Annotated in this window: 17 protein-coding genes and 1 pseudogene; 3 read left to right on the top strand and 15 right to left on the bottom strand. The window is 42.8% G+C overall.

What is annotated here, in order from left to right; all coding sequences use genetic code 11:
* Positions 1-49: 49 nt before the first annotated feature.
* The 6 genes from CDG76_RS18490 to CDG76_RS18465 all read right to left on the bottom strand — a co-directional run bounded on the left by CDG76_RS18490 (position 50) and on the right by CDG76_RS18465 (position 8,184).
* The gene (locus tag CDG76_RS18490) at positions 50-2,017 is read right to left on the bottom strand and encodes a hybrid sensor histidine kinase/response regulator (RefSeq protein ID WP_094350409.1); all 1,968 of its coding nucleotides are present in this window, start codon (positions 2,015-2,017) and stop codon (positions 50-52) included.
* Complete coding sequence (locus CDG76_RS18485) at positions 2,017-2,493, bottom strand: response regulator (protein ID WP_094350408.1); 477 nt, start codon at positions 2,491-2,493, stop codon at positions 2,017-2,019. The genes CDG76_RS18490 and CDG76_RS18485 overlap by 1 nt, the downstream gene beginning before the upstream one ends.
* A complete protein-coding gene (locus CDG76_RS18480; RefSeq protein ID WP_094350407.1) occupies positions 2,490-5,624 on the bottom strand; it encodes a PAS domain S-box protein in 3,135 nt (1,044 codons plus the stop codon). The genes CDG76_RS18485 and CDG76_RS18480 overlap by 4 nt, the downstream gene beginning before the upstream one ends.
* Positions 5,625-5,628: 4 nt before the next feature.
* Entirely contained in the window at positions 5,629-5,868 is a 240-nt protein-coding gene (locus CDG76_RS18475) for a helix-turn-helix domain-containing protein (protein WP_094350406.1), read from the bottom strand.
* Positions 5,869-6,286: 418 nt separating this feature from the next.
* On the bottom strand, positions 6,287-7,195 hold the full coding sequence (locus CDG76_RS18470) for a transposase family protein (RefSeq protein ID WP_094348222.1): 909 nt from the start codon (positions 7,193-7,195) through the stop codon (positions 6,287-6,289).
* A gap of 320 nt (positions 7,196-7,515) precedes the next feature.
* Positions 7,516-8,184, bottom strand: a complete 669-nt coding sequence (locus CDG76_RS18465) for an HAD family hydrolase (protein ID WP_094350405.1) — start codon at positions 8,182-8,184, stop codon at positions 7,516-7,518.
* Positions 8,185-8,795: 611 nt separating this feature from the next.
* Between CDG76_RS18465 and CDG76_RS18460 the strand changes: the two genes are divergently transcribed.
* A complete protein-coding gene (locus tag CDG76_RS18460; RefSeq protein WP_094350404.1) occupies positions 8,796-9,416 on the top strand; it encodes a Uma2 family endonuclease in 621 nt (206 codons plus the stop codon).
* Between the two features lie 74 nt (positions 9,417-9,490).
* On the opposite strand, the pseudogene CDG76_RS38400 reads toward CDG76_RS18460, so the two are convergent.
* The 3 genes and pseudogenes from CDG76_RS38400 to CDG76_RS18440 form a co-directional block, all read right to left on the bottom strand.
* Positions 9,491-13,252, bottom strand: a pseudogene (locus tag CDG76_RS38400) (nSTAND1 domain-containing NTPase); the annotation flags it as partial.
* A gap of 25 nt (positions 13,253-13,277) precedes the next feature.
* Positions 13,278-14,525 carry an ISL3 family transposase gene (locus CDG76_RS18445; protein ID WP_442946355.1) on the bottom strand — a complete coding sequence of 416 codons (1,248 nt, stop codon included), beginning with the start codon at positions 14,523-14,525 and terminating at the stop codon, positions 13,278-13,280.
* Positions 14,526-14,653: 128 nt separating this feature from the next.
* The gene (locus CDG76_RS18440) at positions 14,654-15,397 is read right to left on the bottom strand and encodes a hypothetical protein (protein WP_223265274.1); all 744 of its coding nucleotides are present in this window, start codon (positions 15,395-15,397) and stop codon (positions 14,654-14,656) included.
* Between the two features lie 163 nt (positions 15,398-15,560).
* Between CDG76_RS18440 and CDG76_RS37435 the strand changes: the two genes are divergently transcribed.
* The gene (locus tag CDG76_RS37435) at positions 15,561-15,863 is read left to right on the top strand and encodes a hypothetical protein (RefSeq protein WP_094350403.1); all 303 of its coding nucleotides are present in this window, start codon (positions 15,561-15,563) and stop codon (positions 15,861-15,863) included.
* 114 nt (positions 15,864-15,977) lie between these two features.
* On the opposite strand, the gene CDG76_RS18430 is transcribed toward CDG76_RS37435, so the two are convergent.
* The 4 genes from CDG76_RS18430 to CDG76_RS18415 form a co-directional block, all read right to left on the bottom strand.
* Positions 15,978-17,282 (bottom strand): P-loop NTPase fold protein, encoded by a 1,305-nt coding sequence (locus tag CDG76_RS18430; protein ID WP_094350402.1) that lies wholly within the window; start codon positions 17,280-17,282, stop codon positions 15,978-15,980.
* 200 nt (positions 17,283-17,482) lie between these two features.
* Entirely contained in the window at positions 17,483-18,568 is a 1,086-nt protein-coding gene (locus CDG76_RS18425) for a pentapeptide repeat-containing protein (RefSeq protein WP_442946379.1), read from the bottom strand.
* 101 nt (positions 18,569-18,669) lie between these two features.
* Entirely contained in the window at positions 18,670-20,145 is a 1,476-nt protein-coding gene (locus tag CDG76_RS18420; RefSeq protein ID WP_094350401.1) for a pentapeptide repeat-containing protein, read from the bottom strand.
* Positions 20,146-20,385: 240 nt separating this feature from the next.
* Entirely contained in the window at positions 20,386-21,096 is a 711-nt protein-coding gene (locus tag CDG76_RS18415; RefSeq protein ID WP_094350400.1) for a pentapeptide repeat-containing protein, read from the bottom strand.
* A gap of 268 nt (positions 21,097-21,364) precedes the next feature.
* Here CDG76_RS18415 and CDG76_RS18410 point away from each other — a divergent pair, with 268 nt between their 5' ends.
* Positions 21,365-22,567 (top strand): FAD-dependent oxidoreductase, encoded by a 1,203-nt coding sequence (locus CDG76_RS18410; RefSeq protein WP_094350399.1) that lies wholly within the window; start codon positions 21,365-21,367, stop codon positions 22,565-22,567.
* Between the two features lie 115 nt (positions 22,568-22,682).
* Here the strand turns inward: CDG76_RS18410 and CDG76_RS18405 are convergent, their stop codons facing one another.
* Complete coding sequence (locus CDG76_RS18405; protein ID WP_094350398.1) at positions 22,683-24,500, bottom strand: tetratricopeptide repeat protein; 1,818 nt, start codon at positions 24,498-24,500, stop codon at positions 22,683-22,685.
* Positions 24,501-25,314: 814 nt separating this feature from the next.
* A complete protein-coding gene (locus CDG76_RS18400; RefSeq protein WP_094350397.1) occupies positions 25,315-25,509 on the bottom strand; it encodes a hypothetical protein in 195 nt (64 codons plus the stop codon).
* Positions 25,510-25,752 lie beyond the last annotated feature (243 nt).

Below are 25,752 nucleotides of genomic sequence, written 5' to 3'. Positions count from 1 at the left end.
TCTGTAACATTTAGCAAGTTCATCTAATTACTCAGGTTGATCATAAACCCTAAGTAGATTGGACTAAGTTAGAAATCGCCATAAGCAATTCCTCTGGTGCTACAGGTTTAACAATGTGCTGTTGAAATCCTGCTCTTAGTGCGTATTGCTGATTTATTTCACCTGCATAAGCAGTCAGAGCGATCGCAGGCATCTTTTTTCCCCCGATTTTTGCTTCTAGAGTCCGCACCTGTTCTATCAGCATATAGCCGTTCATTTCTGGCATCCCAATATCGCTGAGTAAGATATCTGGCTTTGACTGGGTTAGTGCTTGTAATGCTTCATTTCCTGATGCTACTGCGGTGACGATCGCACCAAACTGTTCTAGCACAAAGCTGAAAAAGTCGCGGCTATCATCATTGTCATCCACAACCAGCACTTGTAAACCCATGAGGGGAGAGTAGGGAAAAGCGGCAGTTGAGGAATCAGTATTTGTATCATCCTCGATTGTTGCAGTGTCCTTGATTAGCGGCAACCTAACTGTGAAGATCGCTCCCTGCTGCTCACCAGGGCTTTCCGCCCAAACTGTTCCCCCGTGCATCTCAATCAAGTGACGAGCGATCGCTAAACCTAACCCCAATCCACCAAACCTTCTAGTTGTTGTACTGTCACCCTGACGGAAATAATCAAATACATAAGGTAGAAAATTAGGGTGAATGCCTTTACCTGTATCGCTGATGGTAATCTGTGCCTGAGTATCGATGCGCTCCAATCGCACATTTACTTTTCCCTCAGTCTCAGTAAACTTGACGGCATTCGATAGAAGGTTCCAGAAAACTTGCTGTAAGCGGGCTGGATCGCCCAAAACTTTCCCTACAGTTGGATCGAACATTGTCTCAATCTGAATAGTTTTAGCCTCTGCTGCCAAATGCACTGTTTCCATTGCGGCTTCAATGGTGGATACCAGATCGACTGGGATCATGTTGAGGCTGAGTTTGCCTTGGAGGATGCGAGAAACATCTAGTAAATCTTCAATTAGTTGAGCTTGTAATTTGGCATTGCGCTCAATAGTTTTCAGTGCTTTGTTGAGCGCTGCCTCATCAAATTTCCGGCTCTGCAACAGTTTTGCCCAACCGAGAATCGGATTCAAGGGCGATCGCAATTCGTGAGAAAGTACCGCCAGAAACTCATCTTTGATTCGGTTAGCAGCCTCGGCTTCCGCCCTGGCTCTTTGCTCAAGTTGCAAAAGGCGATCGCGTTCTGATTCGGTGCGTTTGCGATCGGTGATATCAGTTAGCATGGCGATCGCACCCAAGCACTCACCCTGTTCATTCAAAATCGCTCTCGCAGAAATCAGTGTCCAGATGTACGAACCATCCTGGCAGCGCAATCGCCCTTCTTTGAGATCGCTCTCTTCTCCCTTGAACCACTCCAGTTTTGCTTCGCCTGCAATATCATCAGCCCGATCCATAAAATCAAATATAGAACGACCAAGCATTTCTGCTGCTGGATAACCCAACATCTGAGATATCCGCTGATTCACGAACTCTGTTCGAGTTTGAGAGTCAATCATCCAGATTCCCTCATAAGAGGTATCAACAATTCGGCGATACTTGGCTTCACTTTTCTGTAAAGATTCCTCTGCTTGCTTGCGCTCACGGCGCTCTTTAGCTTCCCGCAATGCCCGTTGTACTGAGGGAACTAACCGCCCTAGTCGTTGCTTTAATACATAATCGGTTGCACCATTCTTCAAAGCTTCGATCGCTAATTCTTCACCCAGTACAGCCGAAACAAAGATAAAAGGAACCTCTGGAGTGCGATTTCGGGCAATTTCCAAAGCCAAAATTCCATTAAAAGATGGCAAGGCATAATCGGCAAGAATTAAATCGAAAGTCTCTGTTTCTAAAGCCGCTAGGAAATCAGCACTGGTTTCGACTCGGATCAGTTCGCAATTAATTCCCCCTTCGGTTAATATCATTTGGGCAAGCTCTGCATCTAACAGGCTATCTTCCAAAAGGAGGAAACGCAGGACATTCATCAGTTGCTCTCCTTTTGAGGATGAGGCGCTGGCGGTAAAGCACCAACGGGAGGCTGATTGATCACTGCCCAAAACAAGCCAACACCTTTAATAGAATCGACAAAATCATGGTAATCTACTGGCTTCACAACATAAGCATTGACCCCTAGCTCGTAGCAGCGAACTAAATCCGGCTCCTCGCGGGAAGAAGTCAGTACCACCACTGGAATCACTCGCATTACTGGGTCAGATTTTAGTTGTACCAAGACTTCTAACCCATCAACTTTAGGCAGTTTCAAATCGAGCAACACTACAACAGGATACCCTTCCATTCGCAACCGGAACAACCCGCGGCGATAAAGATAATCTAGTGCTTCTTCGCCATCACGTACCACCACTACTTCATTGGCGAGATGGTTTTCTGACAAGGCAGCTAGGATTAACTCGGCATCGTTGGCACTGTCTTCAATTAGCAGAATTCGCTTCAGTTCTTTCATTCACTCTCCTTGTTGGACAATTTAGGCAGCGAGAAATAAAAGGTGGCGCCACTGTCAACTACAGCCTCTGCCCAAACTCGACCATTATGCCGATGAATAATGCGTTGCACGTTTGCCAATCCAACACCAGTGCCTTCAAATTGTGGGTCGCTATGCAGGCGTTGAAATACTCCGAATAGCTTGTGTACATATTGCATATTAAAGCCTACGCCGTTATCTTGTACAAAAAAGATAACTTCGTTTTCATGCTCAATACTGCCAACAGTAATTTCTGCTGGGTTTCGAGTCTGGCTATATTTTACGGCATTGCCCATCAGGTTGCGAAGCACGAGCCGCAGCATGGAGGGATCGCCCTGCACTTCTAGCAGTGATTCGATGTGCCAATGGATTGTGCGTCCTGGAGTTTCTGCAATCAAATCGCGTTTTACCTCATGTACCAATTCCTCCATATTGAGGTTGATGTAGCGCATTTCGGTGCGCCCCATACGAGAAAATGTCAGCAACTCATCAATTAGTATTCCTGCTTGTTTGGCAGTTTCGGCAATTATTTTTAAATAGCGCTGACTCTTTTCATCTAAGGTTGTTGAGTTATGGCGTTTCTGAAGCAATTCTACAAATCCGGCGATGTGGCGCAGCGGTGCCCGCAAGTCGTGAGAAACTGAGTAGGAGAAAGATTCAAGTTCTTTATTGGCGGCTTCGAGTTGGACAGTGCGCTCTTGAATCCGTTGCTCTAGCATTTCGTTGAGTTGTAGCAGAGCGGCTTCGGCAACTTTGCGAGCGTGAATGTCGCTGGCAATGCCCACCCATTTGATAATCTGTCCGGCTGCATCTCGAAATGGTAAACCTCGGACAATATGCCAACGATAGCTACCATCAGAAACTTGACGAAAGCGAATTTCGACTTCGTAGTCTGTAGCATTAGCAATAGCCTGCATGGAAGTTTTCAAGACGCGATCGCGGTCATCGGGGTGAATGGCATAAATCCAGCCATAGCCAGTGGTCTGCTTCATTGTCAGTCCGGTATAGTCTAACCAGTGTTGATTGCAATAGGTAATACCACCATCGCGATCGCCCATCCAAATAGCCTGTGGTGAGACTTCCGTTAAAATTCGGTACCGTTCCTCACTGTCACGTAGCGCTTCTTCTGCCAACTTGCGATCGTGGATATCAACACAAGAGCCGATATAGCCAAGAAATTGCCCTGTTGGTGCAAGCCGAGGCACACCAGTATCAAAAAGCCAACGGTATTCGCCATCATTGCGTCTAAGGCGATATTCCATTTGAAAATTTTGTCGGGCATCAAAAGCATTGTTGTATGTATCCAAGCAACACTGAAAATCATCAGGATGAACACCTTCAGTCCACCCATTGCCGATCTCTTCCTCCAGAGTCCGCCCGGTAAAATCTAGCCAGGGTTTATTAAAGTAGTCACAAAGTTTGTCAGTGCCGGACATCCAAATCAGTACGGGGGCGGTATCTGCCATCTGGCGAAAGCGGGATTCACTTTCGCGCAGTGCTGCTTCTGCCTGAGCGCGATCGCGTAGCGCAGCTTGCTGTTCGCTAATATCGGTGACTAACGCCACATACCCTTCAACAATTCCCTCTTTATTAAACTGGGGAACGTAAATGGCATTAATGTAACGTGTCCCACCATCTTGATAAGGAACTTCACTTTCAAAAGTAACCTGCACTCCTGCTAGTACTTGTTCCACATAAGGACGCAGCACTTCATAAGCGGATTCACCCAAAACTTCCCAAAGATGCTTTCCATAAACTTCTGCCGCTGGATGCCCAAACCACTCTTGATAGGCTCGATTGTTGAAGCGGTAGCGTTGTTCTGAATCTACAAAAGTAATCAGAACTGGCAGCGTATCTGTAATTAAACGAAGTTCTGTTTCTCGTTGCCGCAGTGCTTCTTCTACGAGTTTACGGTTGGTGATATCGCGCCAGCAATCTATGGCACCAATAATCTCACCTTGAGAATCCCGAATTGGGACGACATTGGCGATCGCTGTAATTGTAGTACCATCTGGACGTTCAATGATGCATTCTTCATCGCAGATCGTTTCTCCATAGCGCGTAGCACGGTATAAAGGTAGTTGCTCTAAGGTAAGGGGCGTTACACCATCAGCTAGGAACAGACCGTAGAGCTGAACATAAGACTCAGAAGATATGCCAACGAGAGATTCACTTGGTTTGCCCAAAAGTTTTTGCGCGAGTTTGCTGTTAGCGATGATTGGGAAATCAGGGGGGCCGCCAGCGATCGTAATTCCCTCTGGGACGTGTTCTAGGAGCATTTGCAGGATGCTCTGAGCAACTTCTGCTTGGCGGGCGCGATGCTGGGCTTCTGCTTGGGCTTGTTTGCGTTCGCTTAAGTCAAGAACAAAACCAATGATTGTCCGATCTCCGTGTTTAGCAAAGCCAATTAGAACGGAAACTAGAGAGCCGTCTTTGCGAATGTATTCCTGCTCAAAGGGCTTACAACTCCCAGTAATTGTCAGTTCTTGAATCCCTCGCTCGCTCACCTCAATATATTCGAGTGGAACAATTTCGCCCCAGCGGATTCGACCAGAGCGCAAATCCTCGCGGGTATAATTGAGCATTTTTAGAAAGGCATCATTGGCTTCAATGATTAAGCCGTTTAGATCGGCCACAATCATCCCAATAATATTAGACTCGGTTAAGCGACTAAACCGGGCCTCGCTTTCGCGTAGTGACTTTAGGTTTGCCTCAGCTTGCCGTTGGGCTGTGCGGTGTGATTCATTAAGCCAGCTGATTAACCCTGCTGTCAGCATGAACACTACCAAGGGAACTACAATATTTGGATCTGTAATGTTCTGCGGATGGAGTGGCTTAAAAAAGAAGTAATTAACTGCAAAAGTAGACAAAAGGGTTGCAAGTAACCCTGGTCCTAAGCCCCCGTACCAGGCACTCACCATCACCGCACCAAAAAACAGTGCCGCAGGCGTGGCAGTGAGATATGGATTGAGTAGTAGGGTTGCCCGCAGTGCTAAGGCAACGGATAGGAAGGCAACACCATAGTGCCGGAGTTTCTCCCGGATGAATGCGCCCTTGTCTCTATTGCCAGAAAAGATGTTTTGGGATTCAGATGGCTTCGCCTTACGACTCATAACCCTACTCTGCTTCTGGAAAATACTGATTTAGCAGTCTTTTGCCGGGTTCACCCATCTTCCGTAACATTTCTTCTATTAGTTTTAGCGCTATCCGTGAAGGGACTGTATGTCCATTCTCCCAACGGTTGACTGTTTTGAAGGAAATTCCTACTTTAGCAACAAACTGTTTCTGAGAAAGATTGAGCTGCTGACGAAGTTCCCGAATTAAATCTAAAATTTCCAGCCGCTTTGTTAGAGACATCTCTGTGTTTTATCCCCATAGGATAATTAGCGTAGGACAGATGTCTTATTCATTGTCTCTTACTCAGGGAATATTTTAAAAGTGAATGGCTGTAATTTTAGGCACTTGTTGATCCCCCCTAACCCCCCTTAAAAAAGCTACGAGCCAATACATCGGGGGGATTGAGGGGGGTAAAGGATGTACTTCATTTAGATGCAAAATGCTGTAAGTTCCGCCTGTTGGATCGCTCCTTCTTTTAAATAGACTTATCCAAAAATCTGAAATGTTTACTATACAATGCTTTTAGCGATTTTAATGGCTTGCGATCGCTTGCGCTTGGTGGACGCAAGAATAAGGCTTTAGGGGAATTAATCGAGCTAATTTATCAGTTAGCAAGGAAAAGATAGAAAGAGTGAAAATTTATTTTTTCCCGATAAACTCAATTATTAACAGATAAAAACCATGAGCAATTAAGTCGCAATCTGACAAGTCCACATACTGCCATTATTACCCGATTATAGCGATGACGAGATAAACGAAATTTCTCACTCGCTACTCGAAATATTTTCACTCGACATATCATGTGTTCAACACCAATTCTCCGTGAAGATAATTGTTTATTCTGTTCTTTTTGCAGTTGTGAAATCTCTGATTTTTTGGGTTTTTTATGTGGTGTAGTAATTGCATTATCTCCGATATAAGCTTTGTCACCAATAAACTTTTGTTCAACATTGAATTTATGCCGTGTTTCTCGAAATAAACCTATATCGCTTGTTTTACCTAATTTACCAACATATACATCAACAATATCTTCTCCCTTTGGCAGCACAATAAACTGATTTTTTAGAGTGTGCATTTTTTTCTTACCAGAATAATATTGTTTCTGGTTTTGGTAGTCCATAGGTCTTTCTATGGCTTGCTCTGCGCTATCTACAATTAATTCGTATTCACCAAGTATTTTACGTAAATTTTGATATTTTTTGCTATCTTTTTCTACTTCTTCTATTTGAGAGGCTGGTAAAACTTCTCTTAAAATTTCTACCCAATAATTAAATGTATCATTAGCTTTTGTTTTGGAGATGTCAAAGAGTAAACCTAATATTTCAAAAATTGGTTTTTGTCTAAGATAAATTAGGCATAAGCAGATCCCTTCTTTTGAAGATATCTCCGGTTTTCGTCCACCCCCAGGGGCAATAATACGAGTTTTATTCCTTTCGATTTCTGCACGTTTTTCTAAATGGCATTTTTCCGCTAAACTTACTAATGCTAAAAATTGCTCATAATCAATACCGATTAATCGCTTTGCTTCTTGCGGATGTGATTCAATTCTTGCCAGAGGACTTGTCATTATTCAATATACATATTTCTTAATTCTTGGTTGATTATCCCACAAAGCTTATATTAAGGATAGGTCTAATGTTCTCTGAGATTGACTAAGGCTTTTTGAGTAATAAGCTAATGCGCCTATATATTGCACAAACTCCAGACGGTCATTAGTCATTAGTCATTAGTCATTAGTCATTAGTCATTTGTGTTTCTAAGGACAAAGAACAAATGACAACCCTCATTAGTTAATGTGCAATTTTAATGCGTAACAGCTTACAATATTGCACAACTTCGTTGATGAATTGACTGCGATCGCTTACCCTTTTAGTACCGTTTTAGTATTTAAGCATTTGCACCCAGAATAGAAGAGTCATAGTGCTGTAGTAAATCTTCTGGATCGTTGTAAATTGCGATCGCTCCCGACAGTTGTTCATCGCTAAAGCCACCGCAGCGTAAACCAATCACAGCTACCCCTGCTTTGCCGGCAGACTCAATATCGTAGGGCGAATCTCCTAGCATCACGACTTTTTCAGGTGTCATTTGCCCTTTCTTCAAGGCGGCTTCTACAATGTCAGGAGCAGGTTTAGATGCTTCGGCATCATCGGATGTAGTGACTTCCGACAGCAAATCATCTACTTGGGCAATTTTGAGCATAATATCGAGTTCTTCAGAACTCGCGGAACTAGCAACAACCAGATGTAATCCCGATTTTTGCATCTTTAATATTAAGTTTCTGCTACCATTAGCAGCAGTGATTTGCGGTATATATTTGTCAAATAATAGTTTTTTGCGGAGTTGAGCGATCGCTTTGCCAGTTCCTTCTTCACCATTTAATTCTGGCACTACTTTGGGAATAAGTTGATCTCCACCCATGCCCATAAGTGGTCTAACTGTTTCAAATGGCACTTCCAAGTTATAAGCTGCAAATGCCTCTACCCAGGTATTTGCATGAGCATCATTACTTAAAACCAGTGTTCCATCAATATCTAAAATCACTCCTTCTAATGCCATGAAAAACCTCGGCTGACGTTTTGTTTCATAGCTGATGATTGCATGGCAAATAGTTTAGTTCATCGTCCCATGAGAGGAGAAGGGAGTTAGAGAAGCTGACATTTCACGTTATGTGGAAAAGTCCACCAAAAACCTAACCCCCTAACCCCCTTCCCGACGCGGGAAGGGGGAAAATTCAAAGTCTCTCTCCTTTTAGGAGAGAGATTTAGAGAGAGGTTTTCCAGATGCCGTGAAAAGTCAGGTTATAGAAGAGATGGCGATCGCTTATAATTCAATACGCTTGGGTTAAGCATTTCTTCCTTTCTTATCTTTGCGTCAAACTTCTTACGAGACGCTGCGCGTTGGCGGAAGCCTCTCGCAGAGAAGGCGTTTTCCTCTAACGAGACGCTACACGTTGGCGAAAGCCTCTCGTAGAGAAGGCGGTTCGTTAAAAAAAAGAGTTTTAGCCTTAACCCAAGCGTATTGGCTTATAATTATCTGCAATTGCGATCGCGTTCGAGACGCTTAGGCGATCGTACAGTGCCGGAGGCGGACGCTAAGAAAGCTTGTAGAATTTGTTAGTTAATAGGGTAGGCATCATATTACCGAATCCCTATTGGTAAGAGGTCAAAATGGTACAAACACCCGCTAGTTCAGAAACCGAAACCCTATTGATTGAGTTGCCTAAGTCCATTGGGCTGTATGTTACCCAAGAACAGTTTGCTGCTTTAGCCGCAGCCAATAGAGACTTGAGAGTGGAAAGAACCGCACAAGGAGAATTAATAGTGAACCCACCAACAGGCTGGGAAACTGGAGAGCGAAATTGCAGTATTTCTGGCGAATTGTATTTGTGGTGGCGTAATGCGGGTGAACCTGGTAAGGTCTTTGACTCTTCTACAGGCTTCATTTTACCCAATGGTGCGACTCGCTCCCCCGATGCCTCTTGGGTGAGTGGAGAACGATGGCAGGCGCTTACTTCGGCACAAAAAGGAACGTTTGCTAATATCTGCCCCGATTTTGTAGTTGAGTTACGCTCTAGTTCAGATACCCTCAAGTCTCTGTCTCTGCAAGATAAATTGAGGGAGTATATCGACAATGGCGCTAAACTTGGTTGGTTAATCGATCCGCAGGAGCGACGGGTGGAAATTTATCGACTAGCTAAGGATGTGGAAGTGTTGGAGAATCCTGCTGAGTTGTCGGGTGAAGCGGTGTTGCCGGGTTTTGTCTTGAATTTGCGACGGGTGTGGGATTGAAAGCATCTTGCTCGCTACGCGTTAATTAATGCGTAGCTTGCTTCTCGCTGGAGGCGAGTATTACGAATTGCGAATTACTTAATATCATCGCAGAGATGCTTGTCCCTCTCACCCAAATTCGAGTTATTCTGCAAATAATCATGCAGCCAATTGCAACCCCGCACCAGCAACCGCTCTAAATTATCCACAGGCCACAACCGGGCTGTGTTGTCATCTGATGCCGTGGCGATGGTTTTGCCGTCCGGGCTGAAACTCACACTATAAACATAGCCTTGATGCCCTTTGAATTCTTGTAGCAGTTGCCCGTTGAGCGTCCACAACCGCGCTGTCTTATCATCTGATGCCGTGGCGATGGTTGTGCCGTCCGGGCTGAAACTCACACGCCAGACATAGCCTTGATGCCCTTTGAATTCTTGAAGCAGTTGCCCGTTGAGCGTCCACAACCGCGCTGTCTTGTCCCATGATGCCGTGGCGATGGTTTTGCCGTCCGGGCTGAAACTCACACTTGAGACATAGCCTTGATGCCCTTTGAATTCTTGTAGCAGTTGCCCGTTGAGCGTCCACAACCGCGCTGTCTTGTCATCTGATGCCGTGGCGATGGTTTTGCCGTCTGAGCTGAAACTCACACTTCTGACTATGCCTTGATGCCCTTTGAATTCTTGTAGCAGTTGCCCGTTGAGCGTCCACAACCGGGCTGTGTTGTCATCTGATGCCGTGGCGATGGTTTTGCCGTCTGGGCTGAAACTCACACTTCTGACTATGCCTTGATGCCCTTTGAATTCTTGCAGCAGTTGCCCGTTGAGCCTCCACAACCGCGCTGTCTCGTCAGCTGATGCCGTGGCAATGGTTTTGCCGTCCGGGCTGAAACTCACACTTAAGACTTCGCCTTGATGCCCTTTAAATTCTTGCAGCAGTTGCCCATTGAGCGTCCACAACCGCGCTGTGTTGTCTTGTGATGTGGCGATGGTTTTGCCGTCCGGGCTGAAACTCACACTTGAGACATAGCCTTGATGCCCTTTGAATTCTTGTAGCAGTTGCCTGTTAAGCATCCACAACCGCGCTGTCTTGTCATCTGATGCCGTGGCGATAGTTTTGCCGTCCGGGCTGAAACTCACACTTCTGACTATGCCTTGATGCCCTTTAAATTCTTGCAGCAGTTGCCCATTGAGCGTCCACAACCGCGCTGTCTTGTCATCTGATGCCGTGGCGATAGTTTTGCCGTCCGGGCTGAAACTCACACTATTAACATAGCTTTGATGCCCTTTGAATTCTTGTAGCAGTTGCCCGTTGAGCGTCCACAACCGCGCTGTCTTGTCAAATGATGCCGTGGCGATGGTTTTGCCGTCCGGGCTGAAACTCACACTTAAGACTTCGCCTTGATGCCCTTTGAATTCTTGTAGCAGTTGCCCGTTGAGCGTCCACAACCGCGCTGTCTTGTCTTGTGATGTGGCGATGGTTTTGCCGTCCGGGCTGAAACTCACACTTATGACCCAATCTTGATGCCCTTTGAATTCTTGTAGCAGTTGCCCGTTGAGCGTCCACAACCGCGCTGTCTTGTCAAATGATGCCGTGGCGATGGTTTTGCCGTCCGGGCTGAAACTCACACTTCTGACTATGCCTTGATGCCCTTTGAATTCTTTTAGCAGTTGCCCGTTGAGCGTCCACAACCGCGCTGTGTTGTCATCTGATGTGGCGATGGTTTTGCCGTCCTGGCTGAAATTCACACTATAAACATAGCCTTGATGCCCTTTGAATTCTTGTAGCAGTTGCCCGTTGAGCGTCCACAACCGCGCTGTCTTGTCATCTGATGCCGTGGCGATGGTTTTGCCGTCCGGGCTGAAACTCACACTTCTGACCCAATCTTGATGCCCTTGAAACTGGTTAAGTTCTTTAATTTTATCGAGAATACTATCCAAAGCAAAAATAGGGCTGATAGCTGGATATTTTTCTAAAGGGCGACCATCTTTTACCAAAGTTTTTAACTCTTTACCACTGTGCATTGCTGCCACCAGCGATTCTAACTCGCCGGCATACTCAAACTGTCTTAAGGCATTAACACCTGCCCGTTCTAATTCCGTTCCCTTTTGTGCTTCTTTTTGTGCTGCTTCTGCTCCTTGTAGCGCTGCTTGCGCTTGACTCAAAATAGTTTGAGCCTGTTTAGTTTTAGATTGTGCTTCCTGTTGTTGTCTATTTGCCTGTTGTGCTTTCTCTTGAGCAGTTTTAACTTGTTTGTTAGCTGTTTGAATTTTTTCCTCTGCTTGAGAATTTTTATCTTGTAAATCTGCTGCTTGCTGCTTTACATTCCCTAAATCTACCTGTGCTGCCTTAAATTTTGCATCTACGACTTGCTGATTTTTCTGCGCTGCTTCAAACTTTTGCTCTGCATCTTTCTTTTTTGCTTCTAATTCTTGGGCTTTCTTCTGTGATTCTATCTGTGTTTTTTGCGTAGCTTGCAATTCAGCTTGAGCCGTTTTAACTGTATTTTCTGCCCGTTGCTTTTTACCATCAGCATCTTTAGCCACTTGAATTTGACTCAATGCATATAAAGATGATATACCTGCGAATAATAATAGACATACCGCCAAACCAGAACTCACCATCAACTGCATCCGCCCTTGGCGAATTTGTCGCTTGGCTTCTTGTTGAGCATTAACTAATATCTGCTTTGCATCTTGTTCAAGCTTCAGCTTCTCTTCTGCTTGCAAGCGTTGTTCTCGCTCTCTAGTTAATTCTGCTAATATTTCATTGCCCTGCTGTTGGCGAATAAAGGACACAAGGTAATCATGCACCAGTTGATAACGGTCAGCCGGCGATTCTGGTAATTGCAATACTAACCTTGATGCCACAAGAATCTCTAACACCAAATCTAGTTTATCGGCTTCTGCTGCCAAATCTGCGGCTAACTCAGCATGAGTCTTGAGGGGACGAGTCCCATTTTCATCTGTGAGTAAATATAAAACCAGTCGTGCAACTTGTTCATTCTCCGCGCCACAGTCTGTAATTACTTCTTCTAAAAATCGCTCAACCAGTTTCTCTTTAGTCCAAGACTTACGATACTTATCTAAAGTTGTAATTTTCTCAGTTTGCAATTGCGTCCCCACAATTTGTAACTCAATTGGGCGCACCTCCCCCAATTCTCCTGCTAAATCCCGCACTAATTCATCAATCAGTGCAGGTTCAAGATAAAAGTGAGAGCGTTCTGTTAAACTCTGCACCACAGACATAGCATCGGCTGGCAAAAAGTTACCCAAATAATGGCGAATATTTTTATCAAGAATATTATTATTAATTGCAGTCAAATTAAACAGACGGTCTAACTCTAATAAATAATGTAAATAATCTTCCCGCAAAGACAGAATTATCTTGACAAAAGGAATATCTAGACAAACGCGCAAAAACTCATAAAATGCTCGTCGTTGACTTTGGTCTGGATAAACGAAGAAAAACTCCTCAAACTGGTCAAACATTAAAACCGTCAACAAATTCCGGTCAGCATTTCTCCGCAATTGTTCTAAAATAGCTGATGAGGAATCCAGATTAACAGATAATGGACTACCTCTAACTTCCTCAAAAGCCTTAGCTAAACACCGCCCCAACATCCCCACCCAATCTGTATAAACTCGCAACAAAATCGGTAAAGCATCTCGCTCACCAATTGCTTCCTGTTGCAACGCCGGGATTAACCCACCCTGCAAAATTGAACTTTTGCCGACTCCTGACTGACCATGAATTACAGTCAATTTATGCTCAGTCCCGCCAATTCTTTCTCGCAAACGCTTAACATCTTGTCCCCGACCAGAAGCAGCAATCTCTTGAGCAATTGTTTCAGAATTTTGGTTCTTCAGTACATAGTATGCTTAACTAATAGTTAAAATGCCAATTCAATAAGCATCTAACTCGGAAATTGTCAAAGTTTCTAAATCCATAACCGGAACGTTTAATCAACTTGATCTTGTTATTAATACCTTCCACAGCACCACTACTTGTCCCATTATCAAAGTAAGCAATTATCTCATCAAACCAACGGATAATAGTATTGTTACTCTTGGGAAAATATTTTTTAGCTTTCGATAACCACATACCGAGTTTAAAAACTCCCGGATACCAATTATCTGTCTTATTAAAAATCTTTCTAAATTTTTCTTTTAATTCATGCATTTCTTTTAAGACAGGAGATACATTCTTGACTTCAGAAAGTTTATTTATTTGCTCTTCATTTAAGTCTGACTCATTTTTAAGTAAAACGTACTTACTATTTTTTAATCCCGATAAAAGTTTTTCATATTCAGCTTTTTGTGCTGATAATTGCGCTTTTTTAATTAATTCTTCTAGACTCCGTTTCTCTCGTTTTCTCTGTGTATCTAATTCTTTATTAATCTGTGTCATTACATGAAATCTATCTGCTACTACTTGAGCATTGGGCATTAATTCTGTGACAACGTTTTTATAACCAACCCACAAATCTATACTCACTTCCTCAATTTGTTCTAAGACCTCATATCCCCATTCTAAAAGGGTTTCCTTCACTACTTCTTGCGTGCGCCCATTTAAAATAGTTACTAGCTTAGATGTATCTAAATCTATTAGTACGGCGCAGTAATTACCCTTGCCCTTAACCAGAGCTATCTCATCGATTCCAAGTCTTTTTATCAGAGAAGGTTTGTCATCAGATAATTCAAGCGAAGCGTCTTTTAACATTCTTTCTATTTCTTCTGTTGTCACTATCCCTTGATCAGCTACACTGTGGATATCGTTTTCTACTACCTCTTGTATTATCTTGTGTGCCAGCCGTTTTGTATAAGTTCTTTTCTGGCTCACGAAATCTAAATTCTCACTAAAGGGTTTTTTACATTCTTCGCATTTGAATTGTCTTCTATTTATTTCTAAAAATACTGGTTTCTCACCGAAAGGTAAATCTTTAACAATGTATCGATGATTTTGATGTAATCTATGGCTTTTTGTACCACAGCGAGGACAAGTACTGTATGATTTTATTGATTCTATTTGTAAAATCATTCCTATCCCGACATGAAGGCGATGTGATATAACTTTCACATCTTTTAAATCTAGAAGCTCTGTTAGTATTTTAATATTTTGTTTCCTGTTCATAACTGTAAATAGACAAAAAATACTTTTCTAGTACTTACAGTTAATAATGAATCTGCGTCCTAAGTCAATTATGTCAAAAGTTTTACTAAATATTTTATGCAATTCTTTATACTTTTTAACCTTCGCAGCTAATAATTTAGCATAGTAAGTACTGAAGAACCATAGTTAATTTGTTGCCAAAAACTCAAACTCTGTTGATAATGTGCTAAAGCAGTATCTATATGGTCATGTAGATAATCATTGAAGCCAAACACAAATTCTAAACTTGCTTGAAGTGCTGGTTCTAATACTTCTTGACGGTTGTGCAAATCTTGACGAGCGGTTTCAAGTTCCCGGCACATTTGGGGATTAGGCGTTACATCACCAGCAAAGATTTCATCAGTTTTTTGCTGAAGGAAGTTGACTAACTCATCGGTAGGATTTTCAAACTCAATGATAGTTGCCCAATTCTCTAAATCAGTTGCTAATCGAATAAATTTTTGCAGAACTTGGTCATTAACCCACAACAATATCGGAAAGGGAAAGTTTTTTCTAAACTCCTCCCGCACTTGGTTAGCTGAAGTCAGAACTGTATCAATATCTTTAACCGACTCCAAACCAAAAACCATTAATGCTGGTGGCTGTTCATCTAAGAGTTGTTCGCGTATATTTGTGTAAAGCGTTTTGACTGATGCAGGTAAAGTAATTTCCCGAATGTCTACAGGAGATAATTGGTGCAGGCGTTCTACCATGCGCTGACGTAAATCAGCATAGTTACAGCGCAGTAAAATCAGCGAAAATGTTTCCTGAGAAAGGGTAATTGTTCGCACCAGAGTTTGCAATGAATGCTCATTGTCAAAGGCTAAATTTTCTGGCTCTTGCTGATTACTCATAACATACAGCAGTTTTCTTTTGCATAAAGTACAAAGCTATGGGTTTTGAGGCAGGGGGCAGGTGGTCACTGAGCGTAGCCGAAGTGGGGCAGGAGGCAGGAGGCAGGGGGCAGGAAAGACGACGGGTGATTTCTGCTAGTTGTAAAAAGCTGTAGTTGTGAAAATGACAACTGACACGGTTCCCGCACTTGTTGAAACGGCTCCCGCACTTGTTGAAACGGCTCCCGCACTTGCTGATATAGCTCCCGCACTTGCTGATGTAGCTCCCGCACTTGCTGATATAGCTCCCGCACTTGTTGATATGGCTCCCGCACTTGTTGATGTAGCTCCCGCACTTGCTGATATAGCTCCCGCACTTGTTGATGTAGCTCCCGCACCTGACTTTTCAGGGTATCTGGAAAACCTCTCTCTAAATCTCTCTCCTAAAAGGCTACGGTGTACACACAAGTCTGAAATAGCTGATTAGCCAGTGTTTTACCCCACCCTAACCCTCCCCTTGCAAAGGGGAGGGAACAAGATTTTCCGGTTTCCCCCCTTTATAAGGGGGGATTAAGGGGGGTATTTCTTCATATACGCCGATTTATAACCTAAATTCCTTAGCTTCTGCCAAAATCGGATTGATATCAAACCACGAACCATCCTCATTCCGGTATTCAAATACAAACATACTGCGGAGCAAAAGTTCGTATCTTTCATGACCTCTCAAGTTTTTCTCTTGCGCTACCTCACGCAGTAATTCCCATTCATCGGGCGTAATTGCCAAAGTTAGCTCATTGCGGCGCTGTTTAATCACTCTATTTACGCACTCTTGCGACAAAGGTGGGTCTTCTTGCTGAAGACAACGAAACAATAACATTAACAAATTACGCAAATGACCACCGCTAACTTGGCAAAGTCGCTCTAAAGTATTAGGACTATCAAAAACCTCAGTAATTAAATTCCGACTTTGTTCCCAACTGACACCAGGAAAAGCCCTCGCCATAACCATCTGTTGCAGCAGTACAATTCCCTGTGAGAATTGCGAACCATCTTGTAATTGCACAGGAACCATCGGCAAAACCTTGGGGTCTACGCCAAAGCGATTTGTTAACCTTCCTAAAGCGTTGGAAAAAATCAACACTAACGGAATGGTATAAACAACATGACAATTTAGCTGGTTTAACTGTTCACCCCGTTCCACAAAGAGATATTCTGGCTGGTAATGACCGGAAGGTTTCTGAGAGTTATCCACTCTGTCGAGATTATCTATAATTACCACCAGTCCTTTTTTACCCTGCTGCTTGAGTTTTTCTCTAGCAGGCTTGAGCAATTCTTTGTTAATTGATTCTAAAATGCCATTGGTGCGCGGTTCTAAATATTGCCGTAACTGACCGCGAAGTTTGGGACTATCTTTAGTTTTGGCGGTAATCTTGGCAATACCTACAGATAATTCTGCCTCCACCCCTATATCTAGCGGCGTTTGCAAAAACTCAGAAATTTCGGTAAACAGATTTTTAAAGTATCCTGGTTTGAGGTTAATTTTGATTGCTTCCAGACTTTGACTCACCTCACGAGCTACTGCTAATAAAATATCTGTAACATCAATATCAGCCATATCCAGGCTTTGGCTAGACTCGAAATAAACCACATGAAATCCCTGCTGCTCTAATTCTGCCTTTAGCCGCAGTAATTCAGTGGATTTACCACAACCGATATGTCCGGTAAACAATTGACAAGTAGGCTGCTCAGGTGAAAGGCGGGTGATAGTTCGCCCAAGTTCCTCAATAATTTTGGCACCACGCACTTTAGAGAAATCAATATAATATTGTCTATCCTCCGGTTTGCTCACGACCAGAGTTTTACTGGGGTTGCAAGCTTGAAAAAACCTGACTAAATCTAGTTTCATCACAAATTATCCGAAATCAGCCTAACGCTCTTGCCCATTTCAGTGATTATACAGACGATAAAGCGGCTATTTCGGAAAAAACTTCTTCAGATTGAGTGATTACTTTTGTCTGTTTAATTAAACAGAATTCAGATGAACCCCACCCCTAACCCCTCCTCACAAGCGAGGCTACGGTGTATACACAAGTCTGAAATAGCTGATTAACCTTTCCAATGTTCGGGTGGTTGAAGATTTTCCGGTAGGATGGTTGTGCGATCGCCTTTTGCCTCTTCAATCTGCTGTTGTTCTAGATTTTCGGCTCCCCAGAGGTCTGTCCCTTGCAAATTGGCTCCCCAGAGCTTTGCCCCTTGCAGATTAGCTCCCCAGAGCTTTGCCCCTTGCAGATTGGCTTCCGTGAGGTCTGTCCCTTGCAGATTGGCTTCCAAAAGGACTGCCTTTTGCAGATTGGCTTGCCAAAGGAATGCCCCTTGAAGATTAGCTTTCCTGAGGTCTGCCTCTTGAAGATTGGCTTGCCAAAGGACTGCCCCTTGAAGATTGGCTTTTCTGAGGTCTGTCCCTTGCAGATTGGCTTTTCTGAGGTCTGTCCCTTGCAGATTGGCTTCCCTGAGGTCTGCCTTTTGCAGATTGGCTTCCCTGAGGTCTGCCCCTTGCAGATTAGCTCCCTTAAGTTGTGCTCTCTTAATATTGATATTATCTAAATTCAATCTCTGATTTTCCAGGTCATTTTTACAATTGCGTCGTCCGATAACGGTAAGGGCTGCTTGAATATCGGTGCAAATTTTTGGTGATTCCTGCTCCTCGTCTTTTTTCAAAGGCGCATTCTCTCGCACAAAAGCCGTGAGGACTTCCATAATTGTCCAGTGATCATCTTTGGAATCTTTGGCAATTCGTTCTAAAGTATAAATTGCCCCTAATCGCGTTTCAATCTTTTCATTTCCAAGCTGTTCAATAGCTTTTGCAAAGCGTTCTGTGATTTGCTTGTCTTGTGCAGCTTTAGCATTTTGGAGTGCAGCTTTAGCACTCTCATTTGCAGCTTCAGCACTTTTATCCATAGCTTCTGCACGTTTAGCTGCATAGAACGCATTGATGAATACAGCAATTCCAACAAAAATTGTTCCAGTCGTTGTTAAAGATTTAATTCCATAATCTAACCTTTGCTCTGTTGATAAACCTTCAACATTTACAAAGGCTAAAAAAACAATAAATAAGCAAAGAATAAATATAAATGGTAGAATTATTAACCAATTTCTCAGAGGGTCTGTCTTGTTATCAGACATAGCTTTCATCTTGTTCATCTCCAGAATTGTTACGGAGACTTTTGGTAAAAACTATAGCACTAAGTGAAAACGGTAGAATGCGCCTAAATAACGAATGATGCTGCGATCGCTTAACCCAATTGCGGCCAATGTGCCGGTGCTTCGATATAATCAGGTAGGCGAGTGGTGCGATCGCCAAGTGCCTCTCTAATCTGCTGTAACTCTAAGTTTTTCGCTCCTGTCAAAATAGTCCCTTCCAGTTTGACATCATTGAGATTAGCTTGTGAAAAGTTAGCTCCCATCAAGTTTGCCTGAGTCAGGTTAGCTTGATAAAAGGTTGCCCTATAAAGATTTGCTCCAATCAGATTAGCCTGATATAGGTCAGCTTCCGTTAAGCTAGCTTCTGAGAGATTGGCAAAATATACTTCTGTTTGGTGGAGTTTGGCTGCATTCAAATTAGCCCCAGAAAGGTTAGCTCCATTTAAGTTAGCCCCACAAAGATTAGCACCAATCAAACCCGTTTGGTGTAGGTTGGCTTTACCCAATTTTGCTCCTTGCAAGTTAGCTAAAAACAATTTTGCTCCAGAGAGGTTAGCCATTTTTAAGGTCGCTTGTTGCAAGTTAGCTTTATAAAGGTTCGCCCCTTGTAAATTAGCTGCCCGCAGACTTGCACCAGAGAGGTTGGCTGAACGCAGGTTTGCTCCAGAGAGGTTAATACGATTCAGGTTAGCCCAACAAAGGTTGGCTCCACATAAACTAGCTTTTAGTAATTTAGTTTCATAAAGAATCGACTTAATGAGTTTAGCGCCACTAAGGTCACATCCACTTAAGTCAGCCCCACGCAGGTCAGCCCCACTCAAGTCAGCCCCACGCAGGTCTGCTTGTTGCAGGTTAGTTTTTAGTAGGTCTGCTTGTCTAATGTCGGTGTTACGTAAATCAAGTTTTTGATCTTTTGGGTCTTCGAGTAAATTACGCCTACCAATAACAGTCAGGGCTGCTTGAATATCGGTGCGTATTTTGGGGAATTCTTCATGGAGATTTTGCTCCAACTGCGGTGTCGGACGCGACCCACCTCGACGCCGACTTGAGTAAATTGCTCCTTGATATTCCGGCTGTTGTTGCTCGCCTTTTACGTGCTGGATGGGTGCATTCTCTCGCACAAAGGCAGTGAGGATTTCCATAATTGTCCAGTGTTCTTGAGGAAAATCCTGAGCAACCCTTTCTAAAGCATAAATTGCACCTGTCCGCGTTTCCACCTTTTCATGGCCTAACTGGGCAATTGCGCCCATAAAGCGCTCTGCAATCAATCTGTCTTGATTGAGTTTGGCGTTTTGCAAGCCAATTTCTAAGTTTTTCTCAGATGCGATCGCACTCTTCTGCATCGCTTGGGCACGTCTTGCTGCATAATAAGTATTAAACATTGCTGCCGATGCCAGAAAAACTATTGCAGTAGTTGTTAAAGCTTGGTTTCTATACTGGATTTTTTCTTGAATTGACAATTCTTTAATATTGGACAAAACAAAGAAAATTACAGTCAACGAGCAGCCAAATATAGCTGTTAAAGTTATCAACCAATTCAAAAGAGCGTCTGTCTTTTTAGAAGACATGGTAAAAATTTTCCTTACAACCTAGAATTATTACTTAGATGTTGAGGAAAAATAGTATAGCATTTAGCAGAAAATTATAATAGGTGCCAAAACACTCATTGAACTAAGCAATGATATCGAATATACTTTTACATCACGATACCAAGAAACGCTGGCGCTACAAGAATTACGAATTATGCTGAGAATAGGGAGTAGGTAATAGGAGTAGGGAAAAAATTTTTCATTTAAACGGATATGATATTACTCAGAAAATTTGGTTTCTCTGAGGTTTGCTCCATCAAGTATGGTGTTATGGAGAATTGCTCCATCCAAGCTAGCTAGATATAAACTAGCACGATGCAGGTTAGCTCCAGAAAGGTTAGCTTTTTCTAGGTTGGCTGCACTAAGGATTGCTCCTTCTAAGTTCGCTAGATACAAATTAGCTCCTTCTAAATTAGCTGCACTAAGTATTGCCCCCGCTAGATTAGCTTCTCTAAGATTAGCCCCAGCGAGATTAGCTTGATAGAGATTTATCTGTTGTAGATTCGCCCCTTTCAAGTTTGCTGCTCTGATATCCGTGAAGCTCAAATCAAGTTGCTCATTTACTGGGTCTTTGTTTGCATCTCTTCTGGCAATAACAGTCAGCGCGGCTTGAATATCTACACGAATTTTTGTTGACAGGTTACTTGTTACTTCCTCTTGGGGCATATAAGAAGCATTCTTTCGTACAAAAGTAGTAAGAATATCTACGATCGTCCAGTGGTACTGTGGATAACTAGAGGCAATTTGTTCTAAATCATTAATTATAGCTAAACTGATTTCTATAGTGTTATTTCCTAGCTGTTCTCTTGCTATTCTTAAGCGTCTTTTTAGCGACTGATGCTGATTTTGTTTAACTTGTTCTTGGAAAACTGGTATCCGCAGGAATATTTTTGATAGCTGGATGGGAGTTTTTGATAAAATATTTTTCATAGTATTAATAATTAATTTAAATAAATTTAAATCCCCAGTTTTTATTGAACATTTTATTAGCATCTGCTATTGTTTCATACATAGCCAATACTGGAATATTCTAATGTAACCAACAAAATGTAAATATAACTTTTGAGTAAGTAGACATAAGCATACATACTCTTCCCATCCCCAATCATTGTTTGTGTTCGCTAGTCTTTAGTCTTCACTGACAATTAACTCTCATCATGATATTTTTGATTTCTTTATAATCATTGATTAACTAAAAATGACTATTACAACTCAGCAAAATATACAACCAATAGTTAAAAATCTAGTGTTAATTGGTGGCGGTCACAGCCATGCTATTGTTATAAAAATGTTCGGTATCAAACCGTTAACAGGAGTACGTTTGATACTGATTACCACAGCATCAGAGACAGCCTACTCTGGGATGTTACCAGGACATATTGCCGGATTTTACAGCCACAATGAATGCCATATTGACTTGCGACCCTTGGCGAACTTTGCTCAAGTACAATTGTATATTGACACGGTAGTTGCCCTTGACTTAAAAAACAACAAAGTTCTTTGTGCTAACGGACTTGCGGTAGATTTTGATGTGCTGTCTATTGATATTGGCAGCACTCCAGCCATACTGTCTGTATCAGGTGCGGCAGAATATGCGATCGCAGCTAAACCAGTATCGCAGCTATTAGAGCATTGGTATGAACTAATTGCAGCCGTAGGTAAAAATCCTCAAGAACCAATTAGGATTGCGATCGTAGGCGGTGGCGCGGGCGGTGTAGAATTAGCGCTATCGATGCAATCTCGTTTACATCGAATTTTGGATGAAACTCAACAACCTATTCAAAACCTAGAAATTCATTTATTCCAACGCGGACAAGAACTGATGCCCAATTATCATCAATCAGTGCGGCATCAACTTCAGCAAATTTTAACTGACCGAGGTATTAAGTTACATCTGGGAGAAACTGTGTGTAAAATTGCACCTAAAACCCATAATGAAGCTAAAGAAGTATTTGAAATTAAATGTGAATCTGGTTTGACAGTAGAGTGCAATAAAATTTTTTGGGTAACACAAGCATCAGCACCCGAATGGTTAAAAAACGCTGGACTAGGAACCGATGAGCAAGGTTTTATTTTGGTAGAAGACACGTTGCAATCTCAAACGCATCCGCAGGTATTTGCATCTGGTGACATTGCCACAATGCTAAATCATCCGCGTCCGAAAGCTGGGGTATTTGCTGTTAGACAAGGTAAACCTTTGTTTGAGAATTTGCAGCGAATTTTATTAGGCAAGCCGCTCAAACCTTATAAACCACAGGAAGAATATTTGAGTTTAATTGGTACGGGAGATGGACGAGCGATTGCAACCAGAGGCACTTTGACTTTACCACCCCACAAACTCTTGTGGTGTTACAAAGATTGGATTGACCGCCGCTTTATGGAACGCTTTCGCTTTGAATAATATCATGTGTGGATAATTTAGTTGCGATTCCCACAGTCATTGCACCCCACCCCTTAATCCCCTCCCCGCAAGCGGGGAGGGGAGACAAAGCACAGCTTTGGCGGGGTGGGGTTCTTCAAAGCTGTTCAATTAACTCAATAATTTGTTGATAATACTGGATATTTCCTTCTTGGTAATATAAGTCTGCGGATTTTTGAAAATCTCTAATTGCTCCCTGAGAGTCTCCCAAATTCCGGTAGACATCTGCCCGAAGGATGTAAGCTGAAGCCCAATTCGGCTGACGCTGTAAGGCTTGGTTTAAGTCTGTAAGCGCTCCTTGTAAGTCTCCCAACAGAGAACGGCTACGACCCCGATTGTACCAGTCTTCGGCAAAGCTGGGGTCAAGCGCGATCGCTCGACTGTAATCTTCTATTGCCCCTTGATAATCTTCTAGGGCATAGCGAGCATTAGCGCGATCGCTGTAAAATGCAGCAGATTGGGGATTTATTTGCAAAGCTTGGGTGTAATCTGCGATCGCACTTTCATATTCTTCTAAAGCATAGTGGGTAGAACCTCGGTTGTAATATGCTTCAATTAAATCAGGATTAATTTTTAATGCTTGATTATAATCTGTAAGCGCTCCTTGTTCATCCCCTAAAAGACGACGAGCATTGCCCCGATTGCAATACGCTTGGGAAAATTCAGGAACAAGCTTTATCGCTTGAGTGTTATCATCAATTGCTCCCTGTAAATCTTGCAGAGCTTCACGGGCAATACTCCGACCATAATAAGCTGCGGCTAAGTTATCATTAATCTGCAATGCTCGATCGTAATCTTTAATTGCTCCTTTATGATCTCCTAAAGAACGACGAGCCGCCGCGCGATCGCAATATCCTTCTGCTAAATTAGGATTAAGTTGTAATAGGCGATTGCTATCTTCAATTGCACCTTGATAATCTCCCAATCGCCGACGAGCATTAGCCCGAAAGCCGTATACTAAAGCGAGAGTCGGATTTTCTTGCAATGCTTGGTCATAATCTGCGATCGCACCCTGATAGTCTTCAAGAGTACTACGAACCAGACCACGCTCACAATAAGCTTGCACATCATCAGAATTCAGCTTTAATGCTTGGTTAAAGTCTTCAATTGCTTGATGATAGTTTTTGAGGTGAGCAAGCACCAGACCCCGATTATAGTACGCTCCGGCAAAGTTGGGATTGATTTTTAGGGCGTGGTTGTAATCTGCGATCGCACTTTGATAATCTGCTAAAGCGTAGTGGGCATTACCTCGGTTATGATAAGCTTCCGCCAAGTTAGGATCTAATTGTAATGCTTGGTTATGGTCAGCGATCGCTTCCTGATAATTTCCTAAAATCTGGTGAATATTACCGCGATTGCTGTAAGCTGCGGCAAAATGGGGATGCCATTGTAAAGCTTGCTGAAAATCTGCGATTGCTCCTTGACGATCGCCAGTTTCAAAACGAGTCACGCCCCGATTATGATAAGCGTTGGCAATATCAATATTGATATTATCAGCTAATTGCGTACTCATTTCTATAGTTTGGATATAATCTGCGATCGCTTTGTCGTAGTTTTCCAAAGCAAAGTAGGCATTTCCCCGGCTGTGGTAAGATTGCGCCAGATTGGGATCGATTTGTAATGCTACATTATGATCTGCGATCGCTCCTTCATAATCGGCTAAAAAGTAACGAGCATTAGCCCGGTTGTAATAGGCTAAGGCAAAATTGGGATTGATTTCGATGGCGCGGTTGTAATCTGCGATCGCAGTACGATAATCTTTGATTTGGCCACTTAAAATCAGCCCCCGATTATGGTAAGCTTCGGCATAATCAGGATTTAGCTTGATTGCTTGGGTATAAGCTGCGATCGCTGCTTGATAATCTCCTTGCAAATTTTGGTTTAATCCTTGGTTAAAAAAATCTTCAGCATTCATATAATTTTTTGGCTTTTGACATTCTCAAGCCTAAAGCATCAGGATTCTTAACAATATGTTTTGAAAATCATTCCAACTACTGTTGTGTCTGTTGCTAGGATTTTTTATTTCAATTTTGCGAATGGATTTCATTTCTTTGAAAGTTTGCTGTTGTTATAGGAAAGTGCATATTGATTTTTGTTTCAATCCTGCTAAACATTACTTAAGTTTAGGGTGCGCCTTCTGACGTAAGCGTTGCGATCGCGATGGTGGACTAAATAATCATAATTATGTACGTATAATTAGTTATAATTCCCAGAGTGATTGCACTCCACCCGCGAGGTGCTTCTCCCAGAGGGAGACGCTGCGCGTAGCTTGCTTCCCCGGAGGGGTATAAGTGGGGAAACCCACTGTTAGCACCTGGCTCTTTGGGCTTCTTCGGGTTTAATAATTAATCAAGCGGACATGATATAGCGCCTTTCCATCACTCTCAGAAAACAATAATCGAAGCAGAAAACTGAAACTATGACTAAATCAAGGTTTGAGGCTTTATTTTCTAATATAAATTCAAAAATGTAGCCAAAACCTGGAAAGTTAAGTCTCGTAAGCCTTGCAGCGATTGCTTTCTCCAAGAGTGATGGAAGAGGGATAGCGTTTCCTAATCATACAAGGTACATCTTAGCCCCCTCCTCGCTTGCGGGGAGGGGGTTGGGGGTGGGGTTCTTGTACATCACTTGGGCCGAGAACCGCTATATTAGGTATTCAATCCACCATTGTTGAGTTGAGTTACTAATGACCGATGCAGTTAAACCTTGACTCGTCCTCGGAGTCAGCTTTACTCCTGATCAACTTTTTCGATGTCATCAGGTGTACCAGTGGCAGAAATTTTTGATGTGCCAGATTTACCTGCACCGGAGTTACCACCAGAAGCACCAGCACCCCCTGAGTGTTTAGAATCCGTGTTGCCTTGTTCTTCTTGGAGCTGTTCAAGCCGGTTTTTTTCTTGAGCTTTATCTTTTTGGTCAGCCATATATTATTTACATTTTTCGCGTAGCGATCGCTTTTAACTTTAACATTTTCCCGATTCTTGCGACATAACTAAACAAATGCTTTTAATTGGAGCTTCTAGACTGCGTTGCCGCAATAGCTTACTCCCTTTAAGACTCGCTTGTTGATTTTTGGGTTATGAGATTGCCCAAATCCCTTTGCACACATCGTTGTAGTGCCTCGAAATTTACGTGCAGACGCGATTGTGAACATAATTGGTGGAGCG

The organism is Nostoc sp. 'Peltigera membranacea cyanobiont' 210A, assembly GCF_002246015.1.
Lineage (GTDB): Bacteria > Cyanobacteriota > Cyanobacteriia > Cyanobacteriales > Nostocaceae > Nostoc.
The sequence above is the reverse complement of the archived record's forward strand: the minus strand, read 5'-3'. Positions and strand labels throughout refer to the sequence as shown.